21 protein-coding genes are annotated in these 24570 nt (G+C 53.4%); 16 read left to right on the top strand and 5 right to left on the bottom strand.

Annotation, left to right across the window (positions count from 1 at the left end; all coding sequences use genetic code 11):
• Positions 1–54 precede the first annotated feature (54 nt).
• Positions 55–171 (bottom strand): hypothetical protein, encoded by a 117-nt coding sequence (locus BLW29_RS32180; protein WP_371264797.1) that lies wholly within the window; start codon positions 169–171, stop codon positions 55–57.
• 1041 nt (positions 172–1212) lie between these two features.
• Between BLW29_RS32180 and BLW29_RS26215 the strand changes: the two genes are divergently transcribed.
• Together BLW29_RS26215 and BLW29_RS26210 are read left to right on the top strand one after the other, a co-directional pair.
• The gene (locus BLW29_RS26215; RefSeq protein ID WP_090985210.1) at positions 1213–2652 is read left to right on the top strand and encodes a tetratricopeptide repeat-containing glycosyltransferase family 2 protein; all 1440 of its coding nucleotides are present in this window, start codon (positions 1213–1215) and stop codon (positions 2650–2652) included.
• A gap of 91 nt (positions 2653–2743) precedes the next feature.
• Positions 2744–3241 carry a DinB family protein gene (locus BLW29_RS26210; protein ID WP_090985207.1) on the top strand — a complete coding sequence of 166 codons (498 nt, stop codon included), beginning with the start codon at positions 2744–2746 and terminating at the stop codon, positions 3239–3241.
• 76 nt (positions 3242–3317) lie between these two features.
• Here the strand turns inward: BLW29_RS26210 and BLW29_RS26205 are convergent, their stop codons facing one another.
• Positions 3318–4205 (bottom strand): ankyrin repeat domain-containing protein, encoded by an 888-nt coding sequence (locus BLW29_RS26205; RefSeq protein ID WP_090985205.1) that lies wholly within the window; start codon positions 4203–4205, stop codon positions 3318–3320.
• Positions 4206–4352: 147 nt separating this feature from the next.
• Here BLW29_RS26205 and BLW29_RS26200 point away from each other — a divergent pair, with 147 nt between their 5' ends.
• The 7 genes from BLW29_RS26200 to BLW29_RS26170 all read left to right on the top strand — a co-directional run bounded on the left by BLW29_RS26200 (position 4353) and on the right by BLW29_RS26170 (position 12471).
• Positions 4353–5561, top strand: a complete 1209-nt coding sequence (locus BLW29_RS26200) for an acyl-CoA dehydrogenase family protein (protein ID WP_090985203.1) — start codon at positions 4353–4355, stop codon at positions 5559–5561.
• A complete protein-coding gene (locus BLW29_RS26195; protein ID WP_090985201.1) occupies positions 5554–6762 on the top strand; it encodes an acetyl-CoA C-acetyltransferase in 1209 nt (402 codons plus the stop codon). The genes BLW29_RS26200 and BLW29_RS26195 overlap by 8 nt, the downstream gene beginning before the upstream one ends.
• Positions 6763–6792: 30 nt before the next feature.
• Positions 6793–7653, top strand: coding sequence for a 3-hydroxybutyryl-CoA dehydrogenase (locus BLW29_RS26190; RefSeq protein ID WP_090985199.1), 861 nt, complete (start codon positions 6793–6795; stop codon positions 7651–7653).
• Between the two features lie 8 nt (positions 7654–7661).
• Positions 7662–8798 (top strand): acyl-CoA dehydrogenase family protein, encoded by a 1137-nt coding sequence (locus tag BLW29_RS26185; RefSeq protein ID WP_090985197.1) that lies wholly within the window; start codon positions 7662–7664, stop codon positions 8796–8798.
• 69 nt (positions 8799–8867) lie between these two features.
• Positions 8868–9770, top strand: a complete 903-nt coding sequence (gene prpB, locus BLW29_RS26180; protein ID WP_256208923.1) for a methylisocitrate lyase — start codon at positions 8868–8870, stop codon at positions 9768–9770.
• Positions 9771–9773: 3 nt separating this feature from the next.
• On the top strand, positions 9774–11006 hold the full coding sequence (locus BLW29_RS26175) for a citrate/2-methylcitrate synthase (protein WP_090985195.1): 1233 nt from the start codon (positions 9774–9776) through the stop codon (positions 11004–11006).
• Between the two features lie 22 nt (positions 11007–11028).
• On the top strand, positions 11029–12471 hold the full coding sequence (locus tag BLW29_RS26170) for a bifunctional 2-methylcitrate dehydratase/aconitate hydratase (protein ID WP_090985193.1): 1443 nt from the start codon (positions 11029–11031) through the stop codon (positions 12469–12471).
• Positions 12472–12988: 517 nt separating this feature from the next.
• Here the strand turns inward: BLW29_RS26170 and BLW29_RS26165 are convergent.
• Positions 12989–14806, bottom strand: a complete 1818-nt coding sequence (locus tag BLW29_RS26165) for an APC family permease (RefSeq protein ID WP_090985192.1) — start codon at positions 14804–14806, stop codon at positions 12989–12991.
• A 231-nt stretch (positions 14807–15037) separates the two neighbouring features.
• Here BLW29_RS26165 and hisJ point away from each other — a divergent pair, with 231 nt between their 5' ends.
• The 5 genes from hisJ to BLW29_RS26140 all read left to right on the top strand — a co-directional run bounded on the left by hisJ (position 15038) and on the right by BLW29_RS26140 (position 18759).
• Entirely contained in the window at positions 15038–15868 is an 831-nt protein-coding gene (gene hisJ, locus BLW29_RS26160) for a histidinol-phosphatase HisJ (protein ID WP_177186830.1), read from the top strand.
• 112 nt (positions 15869–15980) lie between these two features.
• Positions 15981–16721, top strand: a complete 741-nt coding sequence (locus tag BLW29_RS26155; RefSeq protein WP_090985190.1) for an MgtC/SapB family protein — start codon at positions 15981–15983, stop codon at positions 16719–16721.
• A gap of 16 nt (positions 16722–16737) precedes the next feature.
• Complete coding sequence (locus BLW29_RS26150; protein WP_090985187.1) at positions 16738–17676, top strand: metallophosphoesterase family protein; 939 nt, start codon at positions 16738–16740, stop codon at positions 17674–17676.
• A gap of 169 nt (positions 17677–17845) precedes the next feature.
• Positions 17846–18403, top strand: a complete 558-nt coding sequence (locus BLW29_RS26145) for an SLOG family protein (RefSeq protein WP_090985185.1) — start codon at positions 17846–17848, stop codon at positions 18401–18403.
• A gap of 20 nt (positions 18404–18423) precedes the next feature.
• Complete coding sequence (locus tag BLW29_RS26140) at positions 18424–18759, top strand: DUF1904 family protein (protein ID WP_090985183.1); 336 nt, start codon at positions 18424–18426, stop codon at positions 18757–18759.
• 50 nt (positions 18760–18809) lie between these two features.
• Here BLW29_RS26140 and BLW29_RS26135 read toward each other — a convergent pair whose 3' ends face one another.
• Entirely contained in the window at positions 18810–19571 is a 762-nt protein-coding gene (locus BLW29_RS26135; protein WP_090985181.1) for a helix-turn-helix transcriptional regulator, read from the bottom strand.
• A gap of 176 nt (positions 19572–19747) precedes the next feature.
• On the opposite strand from BLW29_RS26135, the gene BLW29_RS26130 reads away from it, so the two are divergent.
• Positions 19748–20665: a nucleoside hydrolase gene (locus tag BLW29_RS26130; RefSeq protein WP_090985179.1), complete on the top strand. Its 918-nt coding sequence runs from the start codon at positions 19748–19750 to the stop codon at positions 20663–20665.
• 954 nt (positions 20666–21619) lie between these two features.
• Here the strand turns inward: BLW29_RS26130 and BLW29_RS26125 are convergent.
• Positions 21620–22609 (bottom strand): M15 family metallopeptidase, encoded by a 990-nt coding sequence (locus BLW29_RS26125; RefSeq protein ID WP_256208919.1) that lies wholly within the window; start codon positions 22607–22609, stop codon positions 21620–21622.
• A gap of 247 nt (positions 22610–22856) precedes the next feature.
• On the opposite strand from BLW29_RS26125, the gene BLW29_RS26120 reads away from it, so the two are divergent.
• Positions 22857–24485: a glycoside hydrolase family 26 protein gene (locus BLW29_RS26120; protein ID WP_256208918.1), complete on the top strand. Its 1629-nt coding sequence runs from the start codon at positions 22857–22859 to the stop codon at positions 24483–24485.
• Positions 24486–24570: the final 85 nt, after the last annotated feature.

The following is a 24570-nucleotide window of genomic DNA, read 5'->3' as shown; positions in this document are numbered from 1 at the left end:
AGCCTTCCGGATCAATACGAAATCAGTAACTTGCAGAATGAGTATACTGTTGACTTAGCCGATTATTTTGAAGGAAATTATGGACATTATTTCTCGTATATAACGGAACCTCCTTTCAGCGGTCTGCAAATCGTGGGATCGACACTTACGGTTCCATTGGAAGATGATCACAACGTTAACGTTGTCGTATCAGCTTGGGATGACCATGGCCTCACAATTACAGATAATTTTAACTTGTATGTAGGTGTGGGATTAAAAGATATCGGTGTGCAATTTTTCAATAATGTGGAGTATTACACGGATCACAATGCTCATGTTTACATGAAGGATATCTTCCAAAATGCGGATGAGTTCCGAGTTACTGCATATAACGATGAAGAGGTCATGAGCATTGGCAGTTATGAGCTGGGCGAATGGACGAGTGAAGACTATCTAAGTCTATGGACAGATGCGACATTTACGAATGTGTCGGAGATTACGGTTGAAGGTCGTACATTAAATGGGCAAATCGTAACCAACGAAAGAAGCTATACGCTTCGAATTCGGGAAAATTCGGCTCCGTATGTAGACCATGACAATGAGATGCCGACCCCGCTCAAGAAAGGCGAAACGGTTGAGTTGGTGGTCACGGATGCTGAGGGAGATCCAATAACTTCGGTTGTTGCCCTGCCTGACGATTCCATCTGTGGCGAAAGCGGCATCTGCATCACGACGAACTATGAGAATGGTATTCTGTTTGTTACAGGAGTAGAAACCGGCACAAGGTCTCTGAGAATCAGTACATCCGATGGACTGCCATTTGGTGATGACAGTGTTTATCGCTACTTTACCGTTTATGATGATAGCATCGATATTGTAGACGACTTTAGTATTGATAAAGACCTCGCAGGGCTGTTAACGGGCATGAACTTAGGTTCATTGACGCTCTTAGGTGTTGAAAGTGAATACATGATTCATGATCCTGGAGCCACGCTGAATGGGACAACGTTACATTTTGATGTCAATTCAGAGGTTATGTACCCAGGCGCGAGTGAGTTCATAACCGTAACCATTACGGACGGCTCTATCACCCGAGTACTCACCTTGTACATGAATGTTGCTTGGGTGGAACCGGGTCCGGGATCTGCTTAGTAGCAATGAAATTTTAACCATTGGCCAACTCATTTCCGGTTGGCCTTTTCTTATCAAATCAAGCCGAAGGAGAATGAGCTCTTGGATCAGGCAACGGATAACAAACAGTCAGCTTCGAACGCCATTCGTCAAGCGCTAACGGCTCGCAAGTTCAAACTGGCAGAGAAGCTGGCACTGGATAGTCTGCGCAATCGGCCGCTGCTTGCACAGAATTGGGTGTTTCTTGGCGAAGCGCTGCTGCATCAAGGCTGCACGCAAGAAGCGGGACATGCCTTCGAGAGAGGAAGTCTGCTCGACCCGCAGGCGCAGTGGGGGAGCGAGGTAGAGAAGGTATTGGCGGGCAAACCGCCTGGGGAATCGCGCGCGGATTTAGAGGAATTGTGGCAGTTGCAACCAGCCGTTACCGTTGCAGCCGCTATTATGACACGTAATGAAGCACGCTGTATCGTCCGCTGCGTGAATAGCCTGCAGGATGCCGTAGATGAAATCCTCATCATTGACTCGGATTCAACGGACGGCACGATTGAGCTAGTCGAGCATTTGCCTAAGGTGAAGATTATTCGGAGCGTCGCGCTAAATGATGATTTTGCATGGAAACGGAATCAAGCCCTGCCGCACATCAAGAGCGATTGGGTGCTCTGGGTGGATGCGGATGAATGGTTGTTTCAGGAGGATATTGGCGCTGTACGGTTGGCGGCATCGATGTTCCATAATCGCTATCCCCACACGGTTCTGAATGTATGCCAAGTCAATCAGATACAAGGCAAAATATCGGCTGATTATGCGAATCCACGCATGTTCCCGCTTAATCGCGGTTTGCATTATTACGGGCGAGTACACGAGCAGGTCGTAATCGAAGGGGAAGATATGTATGATGACCGCATGATGCGGCGTCCTGTCCGTATACGGCTTCATCATGACGGCTATGAGCCAGCTATTATGGGTCAGCAGAATAAGCTTGAACGCAACCTGCGATTGCTGAAGCTGATGGTGGAGCAGGAGCCGGACAATCCGGGCTGGTATCTCTATTACGGTAGAGAAACGCTAGCGACAGGGGATATTGAGAAAGCGAAGGGCTTATTCCTTGAAGCGGAGCGGCTTGCGCCGGGGAAGCCGAATTTTGGCAGGCTGCTGGATGTCCTGATGTATTTGAATAAAATTTATATGAGCACGAAGAATTATGAGCAGGCTGTACGCGTATGCTTGCGTGCTCTCGAAGTGCAGCCGAACTTCCCGGACGCCAAGTATCATTTGGCCAGAGCGCAGATGAGGCAGGCGGGAGTGCTGTTGCAGCAGGCAGAGCGCAGCCTCAAAGAATCGAAGGCGGCATTCCGTACTTATCGGGGCACCGTAACGGCGGATGCTGCCATTGCGGATTGGAAAGCTGATCTTGCGCTCGCGGATCTTACGGCAATAGCGGGCAAGCAAGCAGAGGCGAAAGCTAAATATGAACAAATTCTCGCCAGTCACCCCGAGCTGAACATGGTGCGAAAGAAGCTGGACAGCATGAACCGTGTATAAAAGTTGAACTCAACTGACATGCTGTTGTCAGCAGACCTGCGATATAGTAAATACGAGAAGTCATTCGAAGCAGGTTATGGAGGCGAAACATATGTTTAGAACGGTGAAAGATTTTATTGAGGACTACAAGCAGGAATCGCAAGGGACGCAGAAGCTGTTGGATCTGCTGACGGATGAATCGCTGGGACAGTCTATCGGAGAAGGCCGCAGAACGCTTGGGTTCCTGGCATGGCATTTGGTTCACGATGATGCAGGTATGCTGGTCAAGATCGGACTGAACTTCAAGGCACCGGCAGCTAATGCTGAACAGCCGCAATCGGCCGCTGTTATTGCCGATACTTACCGCGAGACAGCGGCATCCATTCTTGAAGCGGCATCGCAGTGGTCCGATGAGAAGCTGCTCGAGAGCCACAACTTGTTCGGTCAGGTATGGGAAAATGGCGATACGCTGCAGAAGTTCATCAAACATGAAGTCCATCACCGCGGTCAACTGACCATCCTGATGCGCCAAGCCGGACTGCCTGTTGCAGGTGTGTACGGCCCTTCCAAGGAAGAATGGGAACAGATGGGCATGACAGCTCCGAAGTGATGTAATGGACAAAAAAGAAGGCCGAACGGTTTCCACTCGCATGCGAGTGGATGACTGCTCGGCTTTTTTGCTGTCTTTATACGCCGCCTAAACTGCGCAGAAGCGCCTCGTGCTCGGTCCGCTTGAAATGATTCGCCCATCCAATCGGCGTACTGTGATAGCGACGATCCTGGATATTCAGATCTGCGCCTCGGGCCACAAGCAGTTGGATAATAGCCGTGTTCGTTCCGGCCGCTGCCCAGTGGAGAGGAGCTGCACCGGTATGGTCGAAGCCGGAAGGAATGCCGTTCACATCGGCACCGCGGTCTACCAGATAAGAGGCCGATTCATGGCTGCCTCCAATGATGGCATAGATGAGTGCCTGCTGCAGCAGCTCCTCGGGAGCGCTATGGTCCGTTGTGTTTACAGGCTCGCGATGTTTACCGGCGCTCGGCAGCAGCTCTCCATCGGGACCGAAGAAAGAGGGAAGCAGATCGGTTCGGCCTACTGCAGCAGCAAGCTCAAGATCAAGCGACGCGCCTCGGCGGACGAGCAGGTCCGTCACTTTCGTGCAGCCGTACCACAGGGATTGGGCTAGCGGTCTCCGGTCATCATTCAAGCCGTCAATTGGCGTTCCTGCATCAAGCAGCAGATTCGCCATCGCAACATCGTCGTTGCTCGCTGTCCATTGCAGCGACGTTTCTCCCCGCTCCGGATCAATTGCCCTCGCATTCACATCCGCTCCAGCATCCAGCAGAGCTTGTCCAATTTCCAACTGGTTCGGATAATGGCCGGGCCAGTCGCATAGATGATGCAGCAGCGTTCTCCCTTGCAGCGATCTGGCGTTCGCCAATGCAGGATGTGCGTGCAGCAGCTGCTTGAGCAGCTCTACATTCCCAGTCTTCACCGCTGCATAAGCATCCGGAAATACTGCCGTAAGCGATTCCTCTTTGGCTTGATTATCGAGTTCATTTCTATGATTCATCCGTCGATCAACTCCAACCCATCATGGTCAAATCATAAGGCCTTTGTTCCCACTCTATCATGAATCGGCTCCGGCGAAAATACGATGTAATAAGCGCCAAATAGCAGGCAACGCTTCTGTCTGATTCAAGAAGGGGGAGCGTATGAAGTGAAATTCTCTCTGACGGAAGAACAATTGATGATTCGCGAGATGGCGGCACGGTTTGCGGAGCATGAGGTGGCACGGGAAGCAGGCGGACTGGATGAGGCCGAATTATTCGACAGGCGTTCGTTTGACGAGATGGCGCAGCTTGGTTTTACAGCATTGCCTTGGCCCGAGGAGGACGGGGGGGCGGGTGGCGGTTTTCTCAGTTTTGTCCTGGTGCTGGAGGAGCTGTCCAGAGTAAGCGCGTCGCTTGGCGCGGCGCTGTGGGCACATGTTTTTCTGTCGGCGTGGCCTTTGCATCGATTCGGGAGCTTAGAGCTGAAGCGGCATTATCTAAGGAGACTTATTGAGGGCATTAGTATAGGTACGGGCGTGCTGCCGGGAGCAGTAGATCCGGGGACAACACTAAGAATCGGCGTCTCGGCGCAATTGCAGTCGTCGCAGGGTGATGGCGTGCAAGAGGAGTGTTATGTCCTAAACGGTCAGCAAAAATATATCCTTGGCGGCACGACGGCAGACTTCTTCATCATCTATGCAGTGACCGGAGAGAGTGCGAGAGGACGACGCAAGCGCTATAGCGCTTTTATCATCGAGAAAGACAGCCCCGGCCTCCTGATTCAGCCGGTCACGAAGAAGCTTGGTCTGCGCTCGGCGGGTATGGCGCATTTGAAGTTTCAAGATTGCCGCGTGCCGAAGCGGCAGCGAATCGGTCGTGACGGTCAAGGCGGCGCGATTGCATGCCGCTCGGCGGCAGGCGTGCGCTACGGTCTTGCGGCAGTTGCCGCCGGTATTACGCAAGGTGCAGCGGATGCTGCGCTTGGTTATGCGAAGGCGCGTTCGCAGTTCGGCAAGCCGATCGCGAAACATCAGGCGGTGGCCTGGATGCTGGCGGATATGCGAACCGCTGCCGATGCCTCCAAGCTCCTTGTGTATCAAGCCGCTTGGCAGGAGGATCGGGGGCTTACGGGAGACGGAGAAGGCTGGGAAGCTGCGCTGGCACTCAGCTTTGCCGCGGATGCTGCGATGACGTCGACGATTCATGCCGTTCAGGTCTATGGCGGTTACGGCTATATGAAGGAATATCCGGTAGAGCGGTATATGCGAGATGCGAAGGCGGTACAGATTTTCAAAGGGCTGGACCTCAGTCCGAAGTTGCCGCAGCCCAAAGGAAGAGGCAGTGGAGGAAGGGAAAGGGGGGGACGCCATGGCTGAGCTTGTCATTGTAGGGAGCGCACGGACGGCATTCGGCAAGTTTGGCGGAGCGCTGAAAGGGATGAGAGCCACTCAGCTTGGCGGTCTCGCCATCGAAGGTGCACTGCGTCGCGGCGGTATTTCGCCTGCTGCGATAGATGAAGTGATTATGGGGATGGCGGTTCAAGCGGGAGCAGGCCAGAATCCGGCGAGGCAAGCAGCGATGGTGGCAGGGCTTAGCCATACGATACCGGCGGAGACCATCAATAAAGTGTGCGCATCGGGCATGCGGGCGCTGACGATGGCCTCGCAGATTATTAGGGCGGGCGATGCGGAGCTGATCGTCGCAGGCGGCATGGAGAGCATGAGTCAGGTCCCATATGCCTTGACTGAGGCGCGTATGGGCATGCGGCTTGGAGATGGCCGGGCAGCGGATCTACTGCTTCGCGATGGGTTGCGCTGCGCGTTTGCTGATATGCATATGGGTGATTATGCCGACAACATTGCGGCTGAGTATGGCATCAGCCGATTGGAACAGGATGAATGGGCGCTGCGCAGCCACGAACGTGCCGTGCAGAACAGTCTGCATGGTTACTTCCAGACGGAAATTGTTCCCGTTCCGCTGCCAGGCGCAGTGCCGACGAAGAGCCATGTGTTCGCGATCGATAAGGATGAAGCGCCTCGCGGAGATACAAGCGCAGCGAAGCTGGCTGCGTTGATGCCGGTATTCGCTGCCGGAGGTTCCGGCACGATTACGGCGGGCAACGCCCCGGGGCTAAACGACGGAGCGGCGGCGCTCGTTGTGGCTGCGAAGAGCAGGGCGCTGCTGGAAGGCTTTGCCCCGCAGGCTGTGCTGCTCGGTCATGCCGCGGTTAGCGTGGAGCCGCGCAATTATCCCATCGCGCCGGCTTTTGCCGTGCAGAAGCTGCTGCAGCAGCACGGACTCGCGATGGATGCGATTGACCGATTCGAGGTCAATGAAGCATTCGCGGTCGTCGTCTTGGCCTGCGGGAAGCTGGCAGGCTGGGATGCCGACAAGGTCAACGTGCATGGCGGGGCGATTGCGCTCGGCCATCCTGTCGGCGCAAGCGGCGCACGGATTGTCATGACGCTGATTAACGGCTTGAAGCGGCGCGGCGGAGGGATAGGGGTTGCCGCGATATGCAGCGGCGGCGGGCAGGGCGATGCCGTGTTGGTTCGGGTGGATGATAGCTGCGGATAGGTCGAAGCGAGGGGAAGGCGGTAGTCAATCATGGCAGATATCCACCATGTGTCGGTCGTCGGAGCAGGCCAGATGGGAAGCGGCATTGCGCTTGTTGCCGCGCAGGCAGGCTGCCAAGTGCTGCTGCATGATGCGGAAGCGGCACGCGTCAGCAAGGCATTGGCGCAAATCGGCATGCAGCTCACCAGCAGCGTTGCCAAGGGCAGAACTACAGAAGGGTCGGCTCTGCAGACGCTTGGAAGGATTACCGCAGCGGCTGACTTGGAGGCAGCCTCCGGCGCTGATCTTGTCATCGAAGCGGTAACCGAAAGCATGCCGGTGAAGAAGGCGCTGCTTGCTAAGCTCGATGGGATTTGCGGGGCGGGGGCGATTCTCGCAAGCAATACCTCATCGCTGTCGCTTACGGAATTGGCAGCGGCGACAAGGCGGCCGGAGCAGGTGATCGGGATGCATTTTATGAACCCTGTGCCGGTTATGAAGCTGGTCGAAATCATTCGCGGTTTGCGTACATCGGATGATGTCTATAACACCGTTGCGAAGCTGGCGGAGCGAATGGGCAAGACGCCGCTGGAGGTGCGGGATTTTCCGGGATTCGTGTCCAACCGCGTTCTGATGCCCATGATCAACGAGGCCGTGTATACCGTTTATGAAGGCGTGGCTTCGATAGAGGCCGTTGACGGCGTGATGAAGCTTGGCATGAATCATCCGATGGGACCGCTGGCATTGGCTGATCTGATTGGGCTCGACACCTGTCTCGCCATTATGGAAACGCTGCACGAAGGCTTCGGCGATTCCAAATACAGGCCTTGCCCGCTGCTTCGCAATTATGTAGCTGCCGGTTGGCTTGGACGCAAGAGCGGGCGAGGCTTTTACGTGTACGAAGGAGGCTGACCGCTGCTATGCTGCTGCATTTTACGGATGAACAAGAACGGTTGCGCGCCAGGGTACGGGACTTTGCGATGCAGGAAGTAACCAAAGTCATCCCTGAAATGGAGGAGCATGACCGCTTCCCGGCGCAGCTCGTGAGGGAGATGGGCTCAAGGGGCTTGATGGGGCTGCCTGTGCCGGCTGAATGGGGCGGAAGCGAGCTTGAGCTAACCTCCTATATTCTCACAATCGAAGAGATTGCGCGTGTTAGCGCGACGGTCGGCGTTATTTTGTCGGTGCATACGTCTGTTGGGACGCTTCCGATTCTATACCATGGCACTACGGAGCAGAAGCTGCGATGTCTGCCTAAGCTTGCTTCGGGGGAATGGTTAGGCGCTTTCGCATTAACGGAGCCGCACGCCGGTTCCGATGCCTCGACGATTCGGACGGCAGCGGTTCGACATGAGGATAACTATGTGCTGAACGGCACGAAGGTGTTCATTACGAATGCGGGCGAGGCAGATCAATATGTGCTGTTCGCCTCCGTGCATAACGGCTTGAACGGCAGTGTAGGCGGGATTACTGCTTTTCTGGTGGAGAAGAATACGCCGGGCTTCCGTGTGGGGAAAAAAGAGAAAAAAATGGGGCTGCACGGATCGAACACCTGCGAGCTGATTCTGGAGGATGCGATCGTGCCGGTTGGTCAGCGCCTCGGCGAGGAAGGGCAAGGCTTCGCCATCGCCAAATCAGCGCTGAACGGCGGGCGAATCGGCATTGGCGCGCAAGCGCTCGGCATTGCGCGAGCGGCGCTGGCGTTGAGCGAGCAGCAGCTGCGTGCGCTGCCGCTTCGCGAACGGAGCAGAGCGGCCGCGGAGTATCGGGAGCTCGCGGCACAGGTGGAAGCGTCGGCGCTGCTCGTGTACCGCGCGGCGGATATGCATCAGCGCGGTGTACGCTGCACGAAGGAAGCGTCCATGGCGAAGATGTTCGCCAGCGATACGGCGATGCACGCGACGACGAAGACGCTGCAGTGGTGCGGTGGCAGCGGGTTGGCAGATGAACTGCATGCCGAGCGGTTGTTCCGCGATGCGAAGGTGACGCAAATTTACGAGGGTACGAACGAAATTCATCGTTTGGTGATTTCCGGCGAGCTGCTGCGGGGGAGTTGATCTGTTGGCGGCTTGCTTACTTGTTTGCTTGTTTGCTTGCGCTCTGTTCGTGAAGGGAGATGAGAGCTTATGGGTTCAATGAATCGCAGTTCGCCGGGACTTCGGCTTCGAGAGGCGCTTCAGCGGGAGAAGCCGCTTCAGGTGGCAGGAGTCATAAATGCTTATGCCGCGCTGCTCGCGGAATCGGCGGGTTTTCATGCACTGTACGTGTCTGGCGCAGGAGTGGCAAACGCTTCGTTCGGATTGCCGGACCTCGGTATTACGACGCAGGGCGATGTGCTGGAGGACGTGCGGCGCATCAGCAGCGCTGTTGATTTACCTCTGCTTGTGGACGCCGATACCGGCTTCGGTTCGGCGTTTAACATTGCGCGGACCGTGCGCGAGATGATCCGCGCCGGTGCCGCGGGCATTCATATCGAGGATCAGGTGGCCGCCAAGCGCTGCGGGCATCGCCCGAACAAAGCCATCGTCAGCACAGCGGAGATGGTAGATCGCCTTCGAAGCGCGGCAGATGCGAAGGTTGACGCGGATTTTGTGCTTATGGCACGTACGGATGCGCTCGCTGCGGAGGGAATGGAAGGCGCTGTAGCAAGGGCGCAAGCGTATGTGGAGGCCGGCGCGGATATGATTTTTCTGGAGGCGGCTGGCAGCTTGGAGGAATATCGGGCGTTCACGGACGTGGTGAAGGTGCCTGTTCTTGCGAACATAACGGAATTCGGGCGTACGCCGCTCTTTACGGTCGATGAACTGGGGGCAGCCGGAGTGTCGCTGGTATTGTATCCGCTGTCGGCGTTTCGTGCGATGAATGCGGCAGCGCTGAAGGTGTACCAGACGATTCGGGAGCAAGGGACTCAAGCCTCCGTGCTTGGCAGCATGCAGACGCGCGAGGAGCTGTATCGTTATCTCGGCTACTACGATTACGAGCGCAAGCTGGATGCGCTGTTCGCCGCACGGAACACGGAGGAGGAATGAGAGATGACCGTGAAGAAGCCCGGAGGGTTGGCCGGCATTGAAGCCGGTGAAACGGCAATCAGTACGGTAGGCAAAAATGGACTTGGACTCACCTACCGCGGATATTCCATCGAGGATTTGGCAGAACACGGCAGCTTCGAGGAGACTGCGTATTTGCTCATACGCGGCAAGCTGCCGAATGTCGATGAACTTGCGGCTTATCGGCGCAAGCTGGCGGATGCGAGCCAATTGCCGGAGACGCTGCAGCGGATCTTGGAGCTGCTGCCTGCTGATGCCCATCCAATGGAGGTGCTTCAGGTGGGCTGCACTGCGCTTGGGACGATGGAGCCGGAATCGGCATCGGTTGATGCAGCCGATATTGCCGATCGGCTCATTGCGCTGACAGGTCCGATGCTGCTGCATTGGTATCATTTTCATAGGCAGGCTGTTGATGGGGATGGTTTGGTGGAGACGTCTCAGGTGGACTCGGCGTCTGAACCTGAACCCGAAGTCTCTGAACCCGCAGCCTCCTCGGGCAGCTCAGACACGGCAGAGCCGCAAGAAGAAACGTTCAACCTTGATCATTACACGGTTGCGGGTCATTTTCTCTACCTGCTTCACGGCAAACATGCGGAGCATCTCGCGATTCGCGTATTCGATATTTCGCTTATTCTGTATGCCGAGCATGAGTTTAACGCATCGACTTTCGCCGCTCGTGTAACGGCTTCTACGCTATCGAACTATTACTCTTGTATTGCGACCGGCATCGGCACGCTGCGGGGCAATCTTCACGGCGGAGCGAATGAGGCGGTCATGGAGCTGATCACGCAGTTCGACAATGCGGAGGAAGCGGAAGCGGCCACGCGCGCAAGGCTAGCGGCGAAGCAGCTCATTATGGGGTTCGGCCATCGCGTGTACACTGTGTCCGATCCGCGTTCGGACATCATCAAGAAATGGTCGGAGACACTCTCATTGTGGGCGGAGGACAGCCATCTCTATTCGGTTTCGGAAGCGGTTGAACAGGTGATGCGTCAGGAAAAAAGCTTATTCCCCAACCTCGACTTCTACAGCGCGACCGCCTATCATTTCATGGGCATCCCTACGCCGATGTTCACGCCGATCTTCGTCATCTCCCGTTTGACGGGCTGGACAGCGCACATTATGGAGCAGCGGCAAAATAACCGTATCATCCGGCCGACTGCCGCTTATGTCGGACCTGAACCGCTGCCTTGGCTCGCAGTACATGAGCGCCATTAAATGATGGGGAGGTGTTGCCGCCATGGGATATGGTCAGGATAATAATCGGCCTGAGCCGGATCAAGTGCTTGCCGATATGGCTGCGTATGTAACCGACTATACAGTGGACAGCGAGTTAGCCTATGAAACGGCTCGCTATTGTTTGATGGATACGCTGGGCTGCGGCATGCTGGCGTTAAACTATCCGGCTTGCACGAAACTGCTCGGTCCGATTGTGCCAGGGGCAGAGATGGAAGGCGGCGTACGTATCCCGGGGACTGCGTTTCAGTTAGATCCGGTGACGGCTGCTTTCAACATTGGCTGCATGATTCGCTGGCTGGATTACAATGACACTTGGCTTGCTGCGGAGTGGGGCCATCCATCGGATAATCTCGGGGCGATTCTCGCCGCTGCCGATTATGCAAGCAAATTAAGGCAGGCTGCCGGACAGCCTCCGCTTGTCATGCGCGATGTGCTGACGGCCATGATTAAGGCGCATGAGCTGCAAGGCGTGATGGCGCTTGAAAATAGCTTCAACCGAGTAGGCCTCGACCATGTCGTGCTTGTGAAAGTGGCATCCACCGCGGTAGCAACCGGTTTGCTCGGCGGGACGAAGGATGAGATCACGGACGCCTTGTCCCATGCGTGGGTTGACGGCCAAGCTCTTCGCACCTACAGGCACGCGCCGAACACCGGATCGCGCAAATCCTGGGCCGCCGGCGATGCAACTAGCCGCGCATTGCGACTGTCGCTCATGGTGCTGCGAGGGGAAATGGGCTATCCATCCGCGCTTTCGGCGAAGGGGTGGGGTTTTTATGATGTGCTTTTCAAAGGGCGACCGTTCTCGCTCCCCCGTCCATACGGCTCTTACGTCATGGAACATGTGCTGTTCAAAATCTCATTTCCAGCCGAATTCCACGCACAAACGGCGGTGGAGAGCGCAATCGCACTGCATCCCCTCGTTGCCGATAGACTTGATGAGATCGCTCGAATTACTATTACAACGCACGAATCCGCAATCCGTATCATCGATAAAAAAGGTCCGCTACACAACCCCGCCGACCGTGACCATTGCTTGCAGTATATGACTGCGATTGGCCTGCTCCACGGCGCTCTGACTGCGGATCATTACGAGGATGAGGCTGCGGCAGATCCGCGGGTGGATCGTTTGCGGGGCTTGATGGAGGTGAAGGAGCGGCCTGACTTCACGGTCGACTATCTGGATCCGGGCAAACGCTCCATCGCGAACAGCGTCCAGGTGTTCTTCACGGACGGCAGCGCGACGGACGAGGTGCTGACGGAGTATCCGATCGGCCACAGGCGAAGAAGGGAGGAAGGGATCCCGCTGCTGAAAAAGAAATTCGAAGCGAACCTGCTGACACGAATCTCTGTGGAGCAAACAGCACGAATTACAGCGATATGCGAAGATCCGCAACAGCTGGAACTGATGAGCGTGAGCGCGTTTCTAGAGCTGTTCGCGCCTTGAAAGGAACCGACTCGCTAACTTAGGAGTCGGTTATTTGTTAGCTGCCTCAAACCTCACCACTCATGCCACTGAGAGTCTCAAAGTCGAACTCTCAGAGCCGAACTAGCCCCAAAACCAAGCCGAGAGTTCCAATATCGAACTCTCAGCCAAGAAAACCTCCACCCACAACAAAACCAGCCATCCGAGAGTCTCAAAGTCGGACTCTCAGAGCCGAACTAGCCCCAAAACCAAGCCGAGAGTTCCAATATCGAATTCTCAGCCAAGAAAACCCCCACCTACAACAAAACCTGCCATCCGAGAGTCTCAAAGTCGAACTCTCAGAGCCAAACTAGCTCAAAAATAAAGCCGAGAGTTCCAATATCGAACTCTCAGCCAAGAAAACCTCCACCCACAACAAAACCAGCCATCCGAGAGTCTTAAAGTCGAACTCTCAGAGCCAAACTAGCCCAAAAACAAAGCCGAGAGTTCCAATATCGAACTCTCGGCTTCTTAGGTTGGGATGCCCCGCCAACTATAACTAACGGTGCAACCGGTAAGGCACAGTCGCAATAACAACGTCCTTCTGGTTGAACAAATACGCGCGAAGCAGCAAACTGGACTGGTTGTGCAAAATGTTATGCCACCAGTGCCTTGTGATGAACTGCGGAATCAGCACGGTGATATGATCCGTTTCCTGCGTCTTCCATTCGACCGTCTCGATGAAGCGGACAAGCGGGCGGATGATGCTGCGGTAGCTGGATCGCAGAACGATCAGCCTCACGCCGGGATCCCACTCTTCCCATTTCTTCTCGAGCCGCTCGATTTCTTCCTCATCGAACCCGACATAGACGGCAACCACATTATCCGTCAGCGATTTGGCATAGCTGATGGACTGCAGAACGACCTTCGTAATACCAGCTACAGGAACCACTATGGTGCTGCCTTTAATGGCCGGCTTTTCTTTATCAATGTTAATGCGAAGCTCGTCCGCGGTGTTCATATAGTGACGGTTGATCTTGTAGAACCCGATAATTACGATCGGCAAGAAGATGAAGACCATCCAAATCTGACTAAACTTCGTGAAAATAAAGATTAACGTAATGATGAGCGTGGTCAACATCCCGATCGTATTGACGGTCAGTCCAACGCCCCAGTTTGCCGGTTTCAGCTTAATCCAGCGCACCATCATCCCCAGCTGAGAGAGCGTGAACGGGATAAATACCCCCACCGCATAGAGCGGGATGAGATTCTCCGTATCCCCGTGAAACAGGACAACCAAGAGCGCGGAGAACACGCCGAGAAAAATAATCCCGTTCGAGAAACCGAGCCGATCTCCACGCACCATGAAGGCATGGGGCATGTACTTGTCTTTGGCCAGCATGAACGCGAGCAACGGGAAAGCCGAGTAGGCGGTATTGGCAGCCAAGAACAGAATTAATGCGGTAATCCCTTGAATCGCATAATAGAGGATGCCTCGTCCGAACGTCGCATTTGCGATTTGGGAAACGACGGTTTCCGTCGCGCTCGGCACGATGCCGTACCAATAAGCGAGCAAGCTGATACCGATGAACATCGCACCTAGAATGGTACCCATCATGATGAGGGTAGTCGCGGCATTGCGCTCCGCGGGTTTCTTGAAGTTCGGGATCGCATTGGACACGGCCTCGACGCCGGTTAGCGCCGAACAACCGGAGCTGAACGCCTTAAGTAACATGAACAAACTGATGTTGGACACCGCCGCACCGATCTCCGGCACATCGGCATGGACGCCGCCTACGATTACTTTGACAACGCCTGCTATGATCAATACGAAGATCGCACCGACGAACAGATAGACGGGATAAGCGAGAACGGAAGCGGACTCCCCGATTCCCCGCAGGTTCATGACGGTTAGAAATACGATCATGATTAAGGCGACGCTAACCCGATGATCATGCAGCGAAGGGAATGCGGATGTGATGGCGTCCGTTCCTGCCGATGAACTAACGGCTACGGTCAGAATATAGTCGACCAGCAGCGATCCGCCTGCAAGCAGCCCGGTGGAAGTACCTAAGTTATCTTTGGCCACGACGTAAGCGCCGCCGCCTTTGGGATAAGCGAAGATGGTTTGACGATACGAAATGATTAGTATTAGTAATAGACCGAGCACGGCAATGGATATCGGAATGGAGTACCAGACTGCGGCAAAACCGGCAGCCATGAGTACGAGCAAGATCTGCTCCGTTCCGTACGCGACCGACGACAAGGCGTCGGAGGAAAGTACGGCGAGCGCTTTAAGCTTACTGAGCTTCTCGCCTTCTAGTTCTGCGCTTTTCATCGGCCGCCCGATAAGAAGTCGTTTGAATCGGCTGATCATACATGTTCCTCTCTTCTTTGCATGGGGCATGGGGTGGAAAATTTACAAGGATTTCTATTTTAGATTAACCTAAATGAACAGAATTCATTATAACAGAAATGCCGCTTGTTGGAAGAAGCAGTTTTGCGTGCCCCGATGCTTATTGAAGGCATTCATCAAGATGATATACTGAGTAGGTACATATTGCCATTCAGGCAGTCATTATGCGGTTAGAGGAGTGGGTAGAGCAGCATGTCGAACGTAATGAAATGGGATGGACATACGCATACAAAGTTTTGCTACCATGGCAGCGATGCACCATCGGAACACTATGTGGACCGTGCCATTGAGCTTGGTTTTACACGATATACAATTAGTGAGCATCCGCCGCTTCCCGCAAATTGGGTGCAGGATGCGAAGCTGATGTACGAGCTTGCCATGCCGAGTGAGGAGCTTCCCCTCTATATGGCTTATGCGAAGTCGATCAAGCAGCAATATGAAGGGAAAATCGATATCGCCGTTGGCCTTGAGCTGGATTATTTGCAAGGCGCGCTTCCGTTTACGGAAGCAATTATTGATCAGTACCAACAGCAACTGGAGGATGTCGTTTATTCAGTTCACTACTTACCGGGTAAAGACGGTATGTATTGTGTTGATTTCACGGCAGACGATTTCTCGGCCAACCTCTTAAGTTACTACGGTACGATGGAGAAGGTCGTGGACGAATACTATAACCACGTCGAAGCGGCCATTGCTTTCGCGAGTAAGCTTCCGATGCGTAAACGGATCGGACATATTAATTTGATTGAGAAATTCGCGCTCAAGCTCCCGCCGATCGATGAAGCGCAAATTCGGAGCCGCTTGACGACCATCTTGCCGCTGCTGCAGCAAGGAAATATCGGGATCGACGTCAATACGGCGGGACTGCGCGTGCCGAGCTGCGGCAAGCCTTATGTGCCGGAATGGTTTATGCAGGCTTGCATGACCAAGGGGATCGAACTAGTTTACGGCTCGGACGCGCATCGTCCCGAGCATGTCGGCTCTGGCTGGGATTGGTTTGAATCGCAAGTTGCACGAAGCTAGAAGCTCTGGACTTATGTAAGGAATATATATTTTTTCGGCCTATCAGTAGGCATTCGCTGTCGCCTTGCGTATAGATAAGCAAAGGACCATAAACCAAGAAGGATTGACGCATATGGGAGAAACAGCGGTTCAAGTATACGACCCTAGCATTTGGCAAATCAGTTATTTGGAGCTCACGATTCGATTAGTGCTGGCGCTATTTCTAGGCGGTTTGATCGGCTTAGAACGCGAGCTTGGCGGACATTCAGCAGGATTTAGGACACATATTCTCGTTTGTTTGGGATCAGCGGCGATCGTCTTGTTATCGATGTACGGGTTTGCTGAGTTTGCTTCCGATCCGAATGTGCGGCTCGATCCGGCTCGGTTAGCGGCGCAGGTGATCAGCGGGATTGGTTTTCTTGGTGCAGGGACGATTTTGCGAACAGGGATCACCGTATCTGGACTTACGACGGCAGCCTCATTGTGGGTGGTTGCTGCGATTGGACTTACGGCGGGTGCGGGATTCTATTATGGTTCAGCGGTACTCACACTGCTAGTCGTGGTCAGCTTGTTCTTCCTCAATAAGTTCGAGAAGAAGTTCTCGCGAACCAAGCGCAAGCAGGATCTGGTGATGAAAATCAATAAAGATTCCTCGAGCCTAAACCAAGTGGTAACTCAGCTTCATCACTTCGGCATCCAGATCAGCAAAATCATCGTCGAGAACGAAGAAGCCGCACAAGGCGATTCCGGTGAGATGTTGATCGTCCGCATGCAAGTGAAGCTTAATTATAAGAAGCGCTTCGAGGAAGTCATCGTGTGTCTTGCTTCCATTGAAGGCGTTGTCGGGATAGAGGCCGGAGGAGAATCGCTCTAGATGGGGGATGAGTAAGATGGGGAAAGAACTGCATTACCGCGAGGACGGCACGTTTACCATCGTGCAATTTACAGATCTTCATTGGCAGAACGGGGAGCCGGGCGACATCCTGACCCGATTGCTGATGGAGCGGGTGCTTGATAAAACTTCTCCAGACTTGGTCATCTTTACAGGCGATGTGATTTACAGCGATGACTGCATCGATCCGAAGCAGTCGTTCCGTGAAGCGGTGCGTGAAGTCGATGCCCGGGGCATCCCGTGGGCAGCCGTGTTTGGCAACCATGACTCCGAGCATAAGGTCACGCGAGAAGAGTTGATGGACGTCCAATTGGAGCACGAGCATTGTGTGAGTCAAGCAGGACCGGAGGAGATTGCGGGTGTAGGTAATTTCGTGCTGCTGGTCAGAGAGCCGGGCAGTGGCAAGCCGCATCATGCCCTCTACCTGCTCGATAGCGGAAGCTATTCCGAGTATCCGAATCTTGAGGGTTATGCCTGGATCAGCCGTGACCAGATCGATTGGTATACGCAGCAATCCGCGGCACTGACGGAATCCAACGATGGTGAGCCGCTTTCCTCGCTCGCATTCTTCCATATTCCTTTGCCCGAATACGACGAAGTATGGCGCAAAGAGCTATGTTATGGCAGCAAATACGAGAATGTCGCATGCGCGCCGATCAATTCGGGCATGTTCACGGCGATGGTAGAGATGGGCGATATTGTAGGCACCTTTTGCGGGCATGATCATGTCAATGATTATCAGGGCGAAATGTACGGCATCAGCCTATGTTACGGCCGGGCCAGCGGGTATCAGACCTACGGCCGGGAAGGCTTCCCCCGCGGCGCGCGCGTCATCAAGCTGCACAAGGGAGCGCGGGAGTTTACAACCGAGATCCTGCTGGACGATGGCGCGGTCATTCGCGAGCCGAAGCCACATTACCCGAAAGGGATGGAATAGAATGAAGGAGCTGTCTCGAGCGTGTGTGGGCGCACGTTTGAGACAGCTTTTTCGTTGCTCGAAGTAGGTGAACAGTCTGCGAATTCATCCAAGCGTTCGTGACAGTTGGTGAAATTTCGCCACTCGTATGCTACCCTTATCTGGAAGAGTAGACGAGGAGCAAACCGCGATGAAGCAGGTACTGATTACAGGCTATAGAGCAACAGAGCTGGGCATCTTCTCGGCCAAGCATCCCGGCATCGCCATTATCAAGAAGGCGCTGAAGAAGCAGATTACGGCTCTTGTGGAGGATGGACTGGAGTGGGTGATTGTAAGCGGCGGCTGGGGAGTGGAGCTGTGGGCAGCGGAAGTGACGATCGAGCTGAAAGCCAGCTACGAGAGCTTGCGCCTCGCGATTATTACGCCTTTTCTGGAGCAGGAAGAGAACTGGAACGAGCAGAAGAAAACGACATACAGCGAGATTCTGGCTGGTGCGGATTACGTGAGTGCCATCTCTAAGCAGAAGTATGATGGTCCATGGCAGTTTAAAGCGAGAGATCGGTTCCTGCTCGACAACTCCGAAGGACTCATTCTCGTCTATGATGAGGAACAGGATGGGTCGCCGCGTTATTTGCTGGAGCTGGCTAAGCAGCATGCCGAGATCACGCCGGACTACCGGATCATTACGATATCCGGTTACGATTTGCAAAGCATTGCAGAGGAAGAGCAGCTGCACGAATACGAATAAGCAGGAGGATTACAACAGGTATGCCCCAATTAAACGTACGAGGCGTTGAAACGTCTATTTTAGTGGAAGTGAGCAAGGCTTTGGTCGAAGAAATGGCTAGTATCTGTCAGTGTGGCACCGATAACTTCACAATTGAGGCGCTGCAGATGGTTTCCGTGTTCGGAGGCGAAACGGTACCGACCTATCCGTTCGTAGAAATCGCTTGGTTCGAAAGAGGACAAGTCATTCAAGATGAGCTTGCCCGTGCCGTAACTCAGCATTTGAATAAGGCTGGCGTTGCTGAAGTCGAGGTCGCGTTCAAGGTCTATCAAGAGACCTCCTATTATATCAACGGTCGTCCTTGTGCGACGCCCTAATAGCTGTGCAGTCAGCGGCAACCTGGCAAATGCCATACAGCTGCCGACTTCTAGGTCTTAGCGATTGCTCGGCTTTGTCTGAAGGTGCGAGGTGACTCGCCCTTCTCCCTTTTGAACATTGTACAGAATTGAGCATCGTTCGAGAAACCGCATTCCATTGCTATGGTGGTGACAGGTAGCGCAGAATGCAGGAGCAGATGCTCGGCTTTCTGAATGCGCTTACGGAGCAAGTAGGAAATAGGCGATACACCGAATTTATCCTTAAACAGATGCCGGAAGTGGTGGTAGCTGTAGCCGACCATTTCAGCCAATTCCTCGATCGTAATCTTCTGGTTGCAGTTCTCGTCGATGAACGCGCGCGCGTATAGAAGGTGATCAACCGATCCTCCCGATGTGCCGGTATCCGAGGCTCGCTGATGCGCGATTACGATGGAGCTGATGTAATGATTCAACTGGTCGGCATAATAAGCGCGTTGTTCCTGCATTTCCTCAATCATCTTCAATAGAAGCGGCAAGATGGGTGAAGAGGCATCATCCTGATAGAGCCCTTCTTTCACCAGCAGCTCCCTCCTAGATAACCGAAAGCCGACAAAAATAACATCCGTATCCTCTGTTCGCCGCTCGTCATGCAGTGTTCCTGCCGCAATGATCGTGTACGTGCCAGGCGTGTAGGTATAGACCTTATCGTTGAAGCTGGTAAGGCCTTTCCCCGATTGATAATAGACCAGTTCATAGCAGGTATGATCATGCATCGGCATATACGAATGCGCGTGCCGCGTAGCTTGAAACAGAAAATCCATTTGTGCCAGCATCCCGCATGCTCCCCTTCCGTTATCCTAGCCAAATCATGCAAACAAACAGCCATATCCTATAATCTTCATCTGTAGTATTCGTTGTAGAATAAGCGTAGCAAGCGAGTGAAATTCCTGCATTCATAACCACATCATAAAAGGAATACAGGATATATTCAAGGAGGATGACAAGGGACATGGTTGAATTTCCAAAATTGCCTCAGCAAAAGCTTTTGCAGCGTTTAGAACATCCACAGCGCAAGGTTCGCATGGTATTGGATACGGATACATATAACGAGATCGACGATCAATTCGCCGTCATCTATGCATTGAAATCACCGGAGAGCGTCACGGTCGAAGCTTTCTATGCCGCTCCATTCTTCAATGATTTATCTGAGGGCGCGAAGGACGGGATGGAGAAGAGCTATAATGAGCTTCTCAAGATTCAATCCATTATGCCAGAGATGACGGATATTCCGATCTACCGGGGTTCGGAAGGATACCTGGCAGAAGCCGGCGTTCCTCAAGAGAGTGAAGCAGCAAGAAACCTGGTGGAACGGGCAATGGCCGCAAGCGAAGACGATCCTCTGTATGTAGTTGCGATCGGAGCCATCACGAACGTAGCTTCTGCCCTGCTGATGGAGCCGCGAATTATTGAGAAAATCGTTGTCGTCTGGCTCGGTGGCCACGCGCTGCATTGGCATGATACGACGGAATTTAATCTAGCTCAAGATCTTCACGCCTCCCGCACGGTGCTGAATAGCGGCGTTCCGCTTATTCTGGTCCCTTGTGCCGGGGTAGCTTCCCATCTGGCGACAACCTTGTCCGAAGTCGAGGATTACGTCCGTGACAAAGGGCCGCTCGGCCAATACTTGTACGAAACTTACCGGGACTGCAGCAACAATCACTTCGGCTATTCCCGTGTAATCTGGGACATCTCGACCATTGCTTATCTGGTCGATCCAAGCTGGATTCCGAGCACGCTTGTTCACAGTCCGCTGCTGTCGGAGGACTTCCGCTGGAGCGTCGATCATTCCCGCCATTTCATTCGCTGTGCCCACTATGCGCACCGTGACTCCGTCTTTAAGGATTTCTTCCAGAAGCTCGGCGAATAGCGCAGCATAACAAAAAGGTGGCTCAGAGCTTGATTCTGAGTCACCTTTTTATTGCGCTTCGCCTAGGTAGCAGCAGGATCACGAGAAATGTTGCACTATCTCCTGCAACAATGATGCTCGTACCGCCTAAGTAGCAGAATCTCCAAGAAATGTTGCGCAATCTGCAACATTTCCGGAGTTTAATGCGCGTATTCAAGAAGATGTTGCGCAAAGTGCAACATTTCCGGAGGGATAAGCTCATTTGGCGCTCATCTGCTTAGAAATGTTGCGTTTCCTGCAACATAATCTACTCAAGTGCCTCCTGAGTGCAAAAATGCTGTATTTTCTGCAACATTTCTCACTCGCCTCGCCTAGGTAGCAGGATCACAAGAGTTGCGCTATCTCCTGCAACAATGATGCTCGCACTGACTAAGTAGTAGGATCTCCAAGAAATGTTGCGCAATCTGCAACATTTTCGGAGGTTATCGAGCTTATTCAAGGAGATGTTGCGCAAAGTGCAACATTTTCGATGCAATAGGCTCATATGGCGCTCATCTGCTCAGAAATGTTGCATTTTCTGCAAGATTACTGCTCCAGTGCCCTCGCGAGAGCGAAAATGTTGCATTTCCTGCAACAATGATGCTCGCACCGCCTAAGGGAAGGGCAGGGCAAGGCAGGTCAGGGCGAGGTAGGGTAAGGTAGGAGGGTAGGGTAGGGTAGGGTAGGAGGGCAGGGCAAGGCAGGTCGGGTCAGTCAGGTCAGGTCAGGTCAAGGCAGGGCGGGGTAGGGTAGGAGGGCAGGGCAGGTCTGGGCAGGGCAGGTCAGGGCAGGTCAGGGCAGGGCAGGGCGGCAGGGTAGGTCAGGGCAAGGCAGGCCCTGCCACTCCGGGTAGGTCAGGGCAGAGCTGGTTGGGGCCGCGAGCAAAAACAAAAGCTGCCACAAAAGTGAGCGTTACACTTTTGTGGCAGCTTCCTATTAGAACTGCGCCATATAAGCTTCCAGCGTTACGCCCTGCTTCTTGATTTCCTTTGCAATGGAAACGCCGACGTAACGGATATGCCACGGTTCGTACATGTAGCCGGTTTCGTGTTCTTTGCCAAGCTCGTAGCGGATGATGAAGCCGTAATCCGCTGCATGCTCCTTCAACCATTTGCCTTCCTTCGTTTCGCCGAAGCTCTTATCCAGATCGTATTTGACACTGGCGCTCGACACATCCATCGAAAGTCCGGTTTGATGCTCGCTTTGTCCCGGATGCGCACTGAACGTATTGGCTTCTTCCTCGCCATTCTTCTTGGCGTAGTTGTTGAAGATGGAACGTTGAGACGCATACGAGCGATAGCCGGATACGGCTTTCAGCTCAATGCCGTCTTCTTTGGCACCGGCAAACAGCTTCTCCAGCGCCGTCGGCGCAACCTTGCGCAGCTGCTGCTTCGGATTGTCGCCGGAGAAGGAGAAGCCCACGTCTGCTTTCACGAGATCCTTCGGCACGTAAGTCGATTCGAGCTCACGCGTCTTATTGACGAGGACAAGCTGGCTGTCCGTATTAGTGACATAAGCGACGCCGTCCTTCTTCTTAATGGTGCGAGACGGTGAATTCTCGTGCAGAAACGCCGTCAATGAAGACTGACCGCTGCCCGTTTGGGCATTGGCAGGTGCATCGTCGTTTGATTTTCCGGGGTCAGACGTGCCTGTACCAGTACTGGTGCCAGTGCCTGCTGAGCCGGATGAACCGTCCTTCGGATCGGACTTGCCGGCTCCCGAATCGCCATTCGTGCCGGTACTTGTCTTTATTGGGCTTGTCGGCGCATCTTGACCTGCAGCTCCCGAGTTGCCGGTGTTTTGTTCATTGCTGCTCGAATTGTTTGTGCCAAATAAGTTGTTGGTGCAGGCAGTTTGGGTTGATAGAATAACGGCACTAAGCGCCGCTCCGAGTATGAGATAGGACATACGTTTGTTCGTTTTCAATTGCTGTTCCTCCTATGAATAAAGCGCAAACCATAATAAAGATAATTATAGACGCTAGAATCTCATTTACAACTGGTCACTGCTACCAAGCATGGCTTGCAGCCTATATCAGATTAAACGAACTCCTGTCGCAACTTGTTGCACAATGCTGATTGTTGTCACATTTTGTAAAACTTTTATCTTCCCATTCCATTCCAAATGCTGTAAAATATCGCTGTAACTTCTACTACTAGCACACGGAGGAATCATGGTGACTCACAAGCATTACTTCTCGTTTGGACGTAAAATGATGGTGGCATTATTTACGATTATCGTTGCTTTCACGACATTCCATACCTACGAGGTCCAGGCAATGGATGTATGGGGGATATTCAAACAAGCACAGAAGCTCGAACAGCAGGGCAAATATGCGGATGCAATTGTGAAATACAATCTAATTGCGCCTGAGTTTCTGAAGAAGCAAGAGTACGGTAATGCAGCCGGTATGTACCGCCGCATCGGCGACGATTACGCCAAGCTGAAGAAATATGACGATGCCGTAACGAACTGGGATAAGGAAGCGCTGTATACCGGCAAAGCGAAGATGACGCAAATGAGCATTGCCGCGAAACGCAAGGCCGATCAGCTTCGCAGCTCGGCAAGACTGTTTGTGGAAACTACAGCATCCGCACTCGGTTCATCGAACACGCACGGAGCGATTTTCGAACCGAAGAATGGCGCCTATATCGGTGCTTACGCTGAACTTGATCCGGCGGTTCACAATGCCAAGACGGCCAAACCGTTCTACACGGAGGGGTTTCCGGCGCTTACGGGCAAGGATCATGCAGCGTATTTGATTTATTTTACATACGGGAAGCCGCTTTCAAGTATTAAGAGCCACATCGATCGCGCTCGCGAGGCCGGGGTTGCCCTTCAGCTTGGCATCCAGCCGCTTGACGGGCTTGGCGTAGTTCAAGATGATGATTATTTGCGCCAGCTGGCACGCGATATTGCGGCATCCGGAGTCAAGGTGTTCCTGCGTTTCGCGAATGAAATGAATGGCGATTGGGTTCCATGGCATGAAGAGAATCCGAAGAATTACATCGATAAGTTCCGTATTGTTGCGAAGGTCTTCCACGAGGAAGCGCCGGATAATGTGGCCATGGTTTGGGCGCCTGACCGCTCGCCGGAGTATAACATTAACGACTACTACCCGGGTGATGATACCGTAGATTGGGTGGGTGTCAGTCTGTATACGATCTTTAACCCTACTCTTGACCCACTGAAGCAAGGGGAAGATCGTTCGAGCCATTTGGAGAAATTCGATTATATCTACAAGCAGTATGCGTCGCGTAAACCGGTTTATATTTCGGAAGGTGGCGTAGCGTACATGTACCCGGAGAAGAAGCAAGATAAGACGGACTGGGCCGTGTACAAAATGAAAGAATTTTACGCTTCTCTGCCGATGCTGTATCCGAAGGTAAAGGCGGTATTCTGGTTCGACAGCAACCATGACGCTTCCGCTCGGATAAAATATTATATGCTTTCGGCCAATCAGAAGCTTCTGGAGGGCTACAAGCAGTCGGTTGCGAATCCTTTCTATCTAAGCGGGCTTGGCGATGAATCACCGGTAGCTTACAAGCCGATTAACACCGCTTCGCCGGTACCGGCATCGACGCAGAAGGTTTCAGCCTATGTGAAAACATGGTCGCCAACACTAAGCAAAGTGACCTATGAGATCGGCGGCAAGACGGTAGCAACGGTAACTTCGCTGCCTTGGACGGCACAGATTGATTTTGCACCGTATAAAGGGAAGAAGATTGATGTGGTGGTCAAAGCGTTCGACAGCAAGAATGTCCTCGTGACGACGCAGAAGGTTGCGATTGCGGTGAAATAAGAAGCTAAGTAGTCTCAAGGTAACATGCAAAGTTCCGATAGGTGCAGTACTTGGCGTTCTCCATGGAGAGCTTCGGTTGCTGCGA

Source organism: Paenibacillus sp. CF384, assembly GCF_900106745.1.
GTDB lineage: Bacteria > Bacillota > Bacilli > Paenibacillales > Paenibacillaceae > Paenibacillus_Z.
The sequence above is the reverse complement of the archived record's forward strand: the minus strand, read 5'-3'. Positions and strand labels throughout refer to the sequence as shown.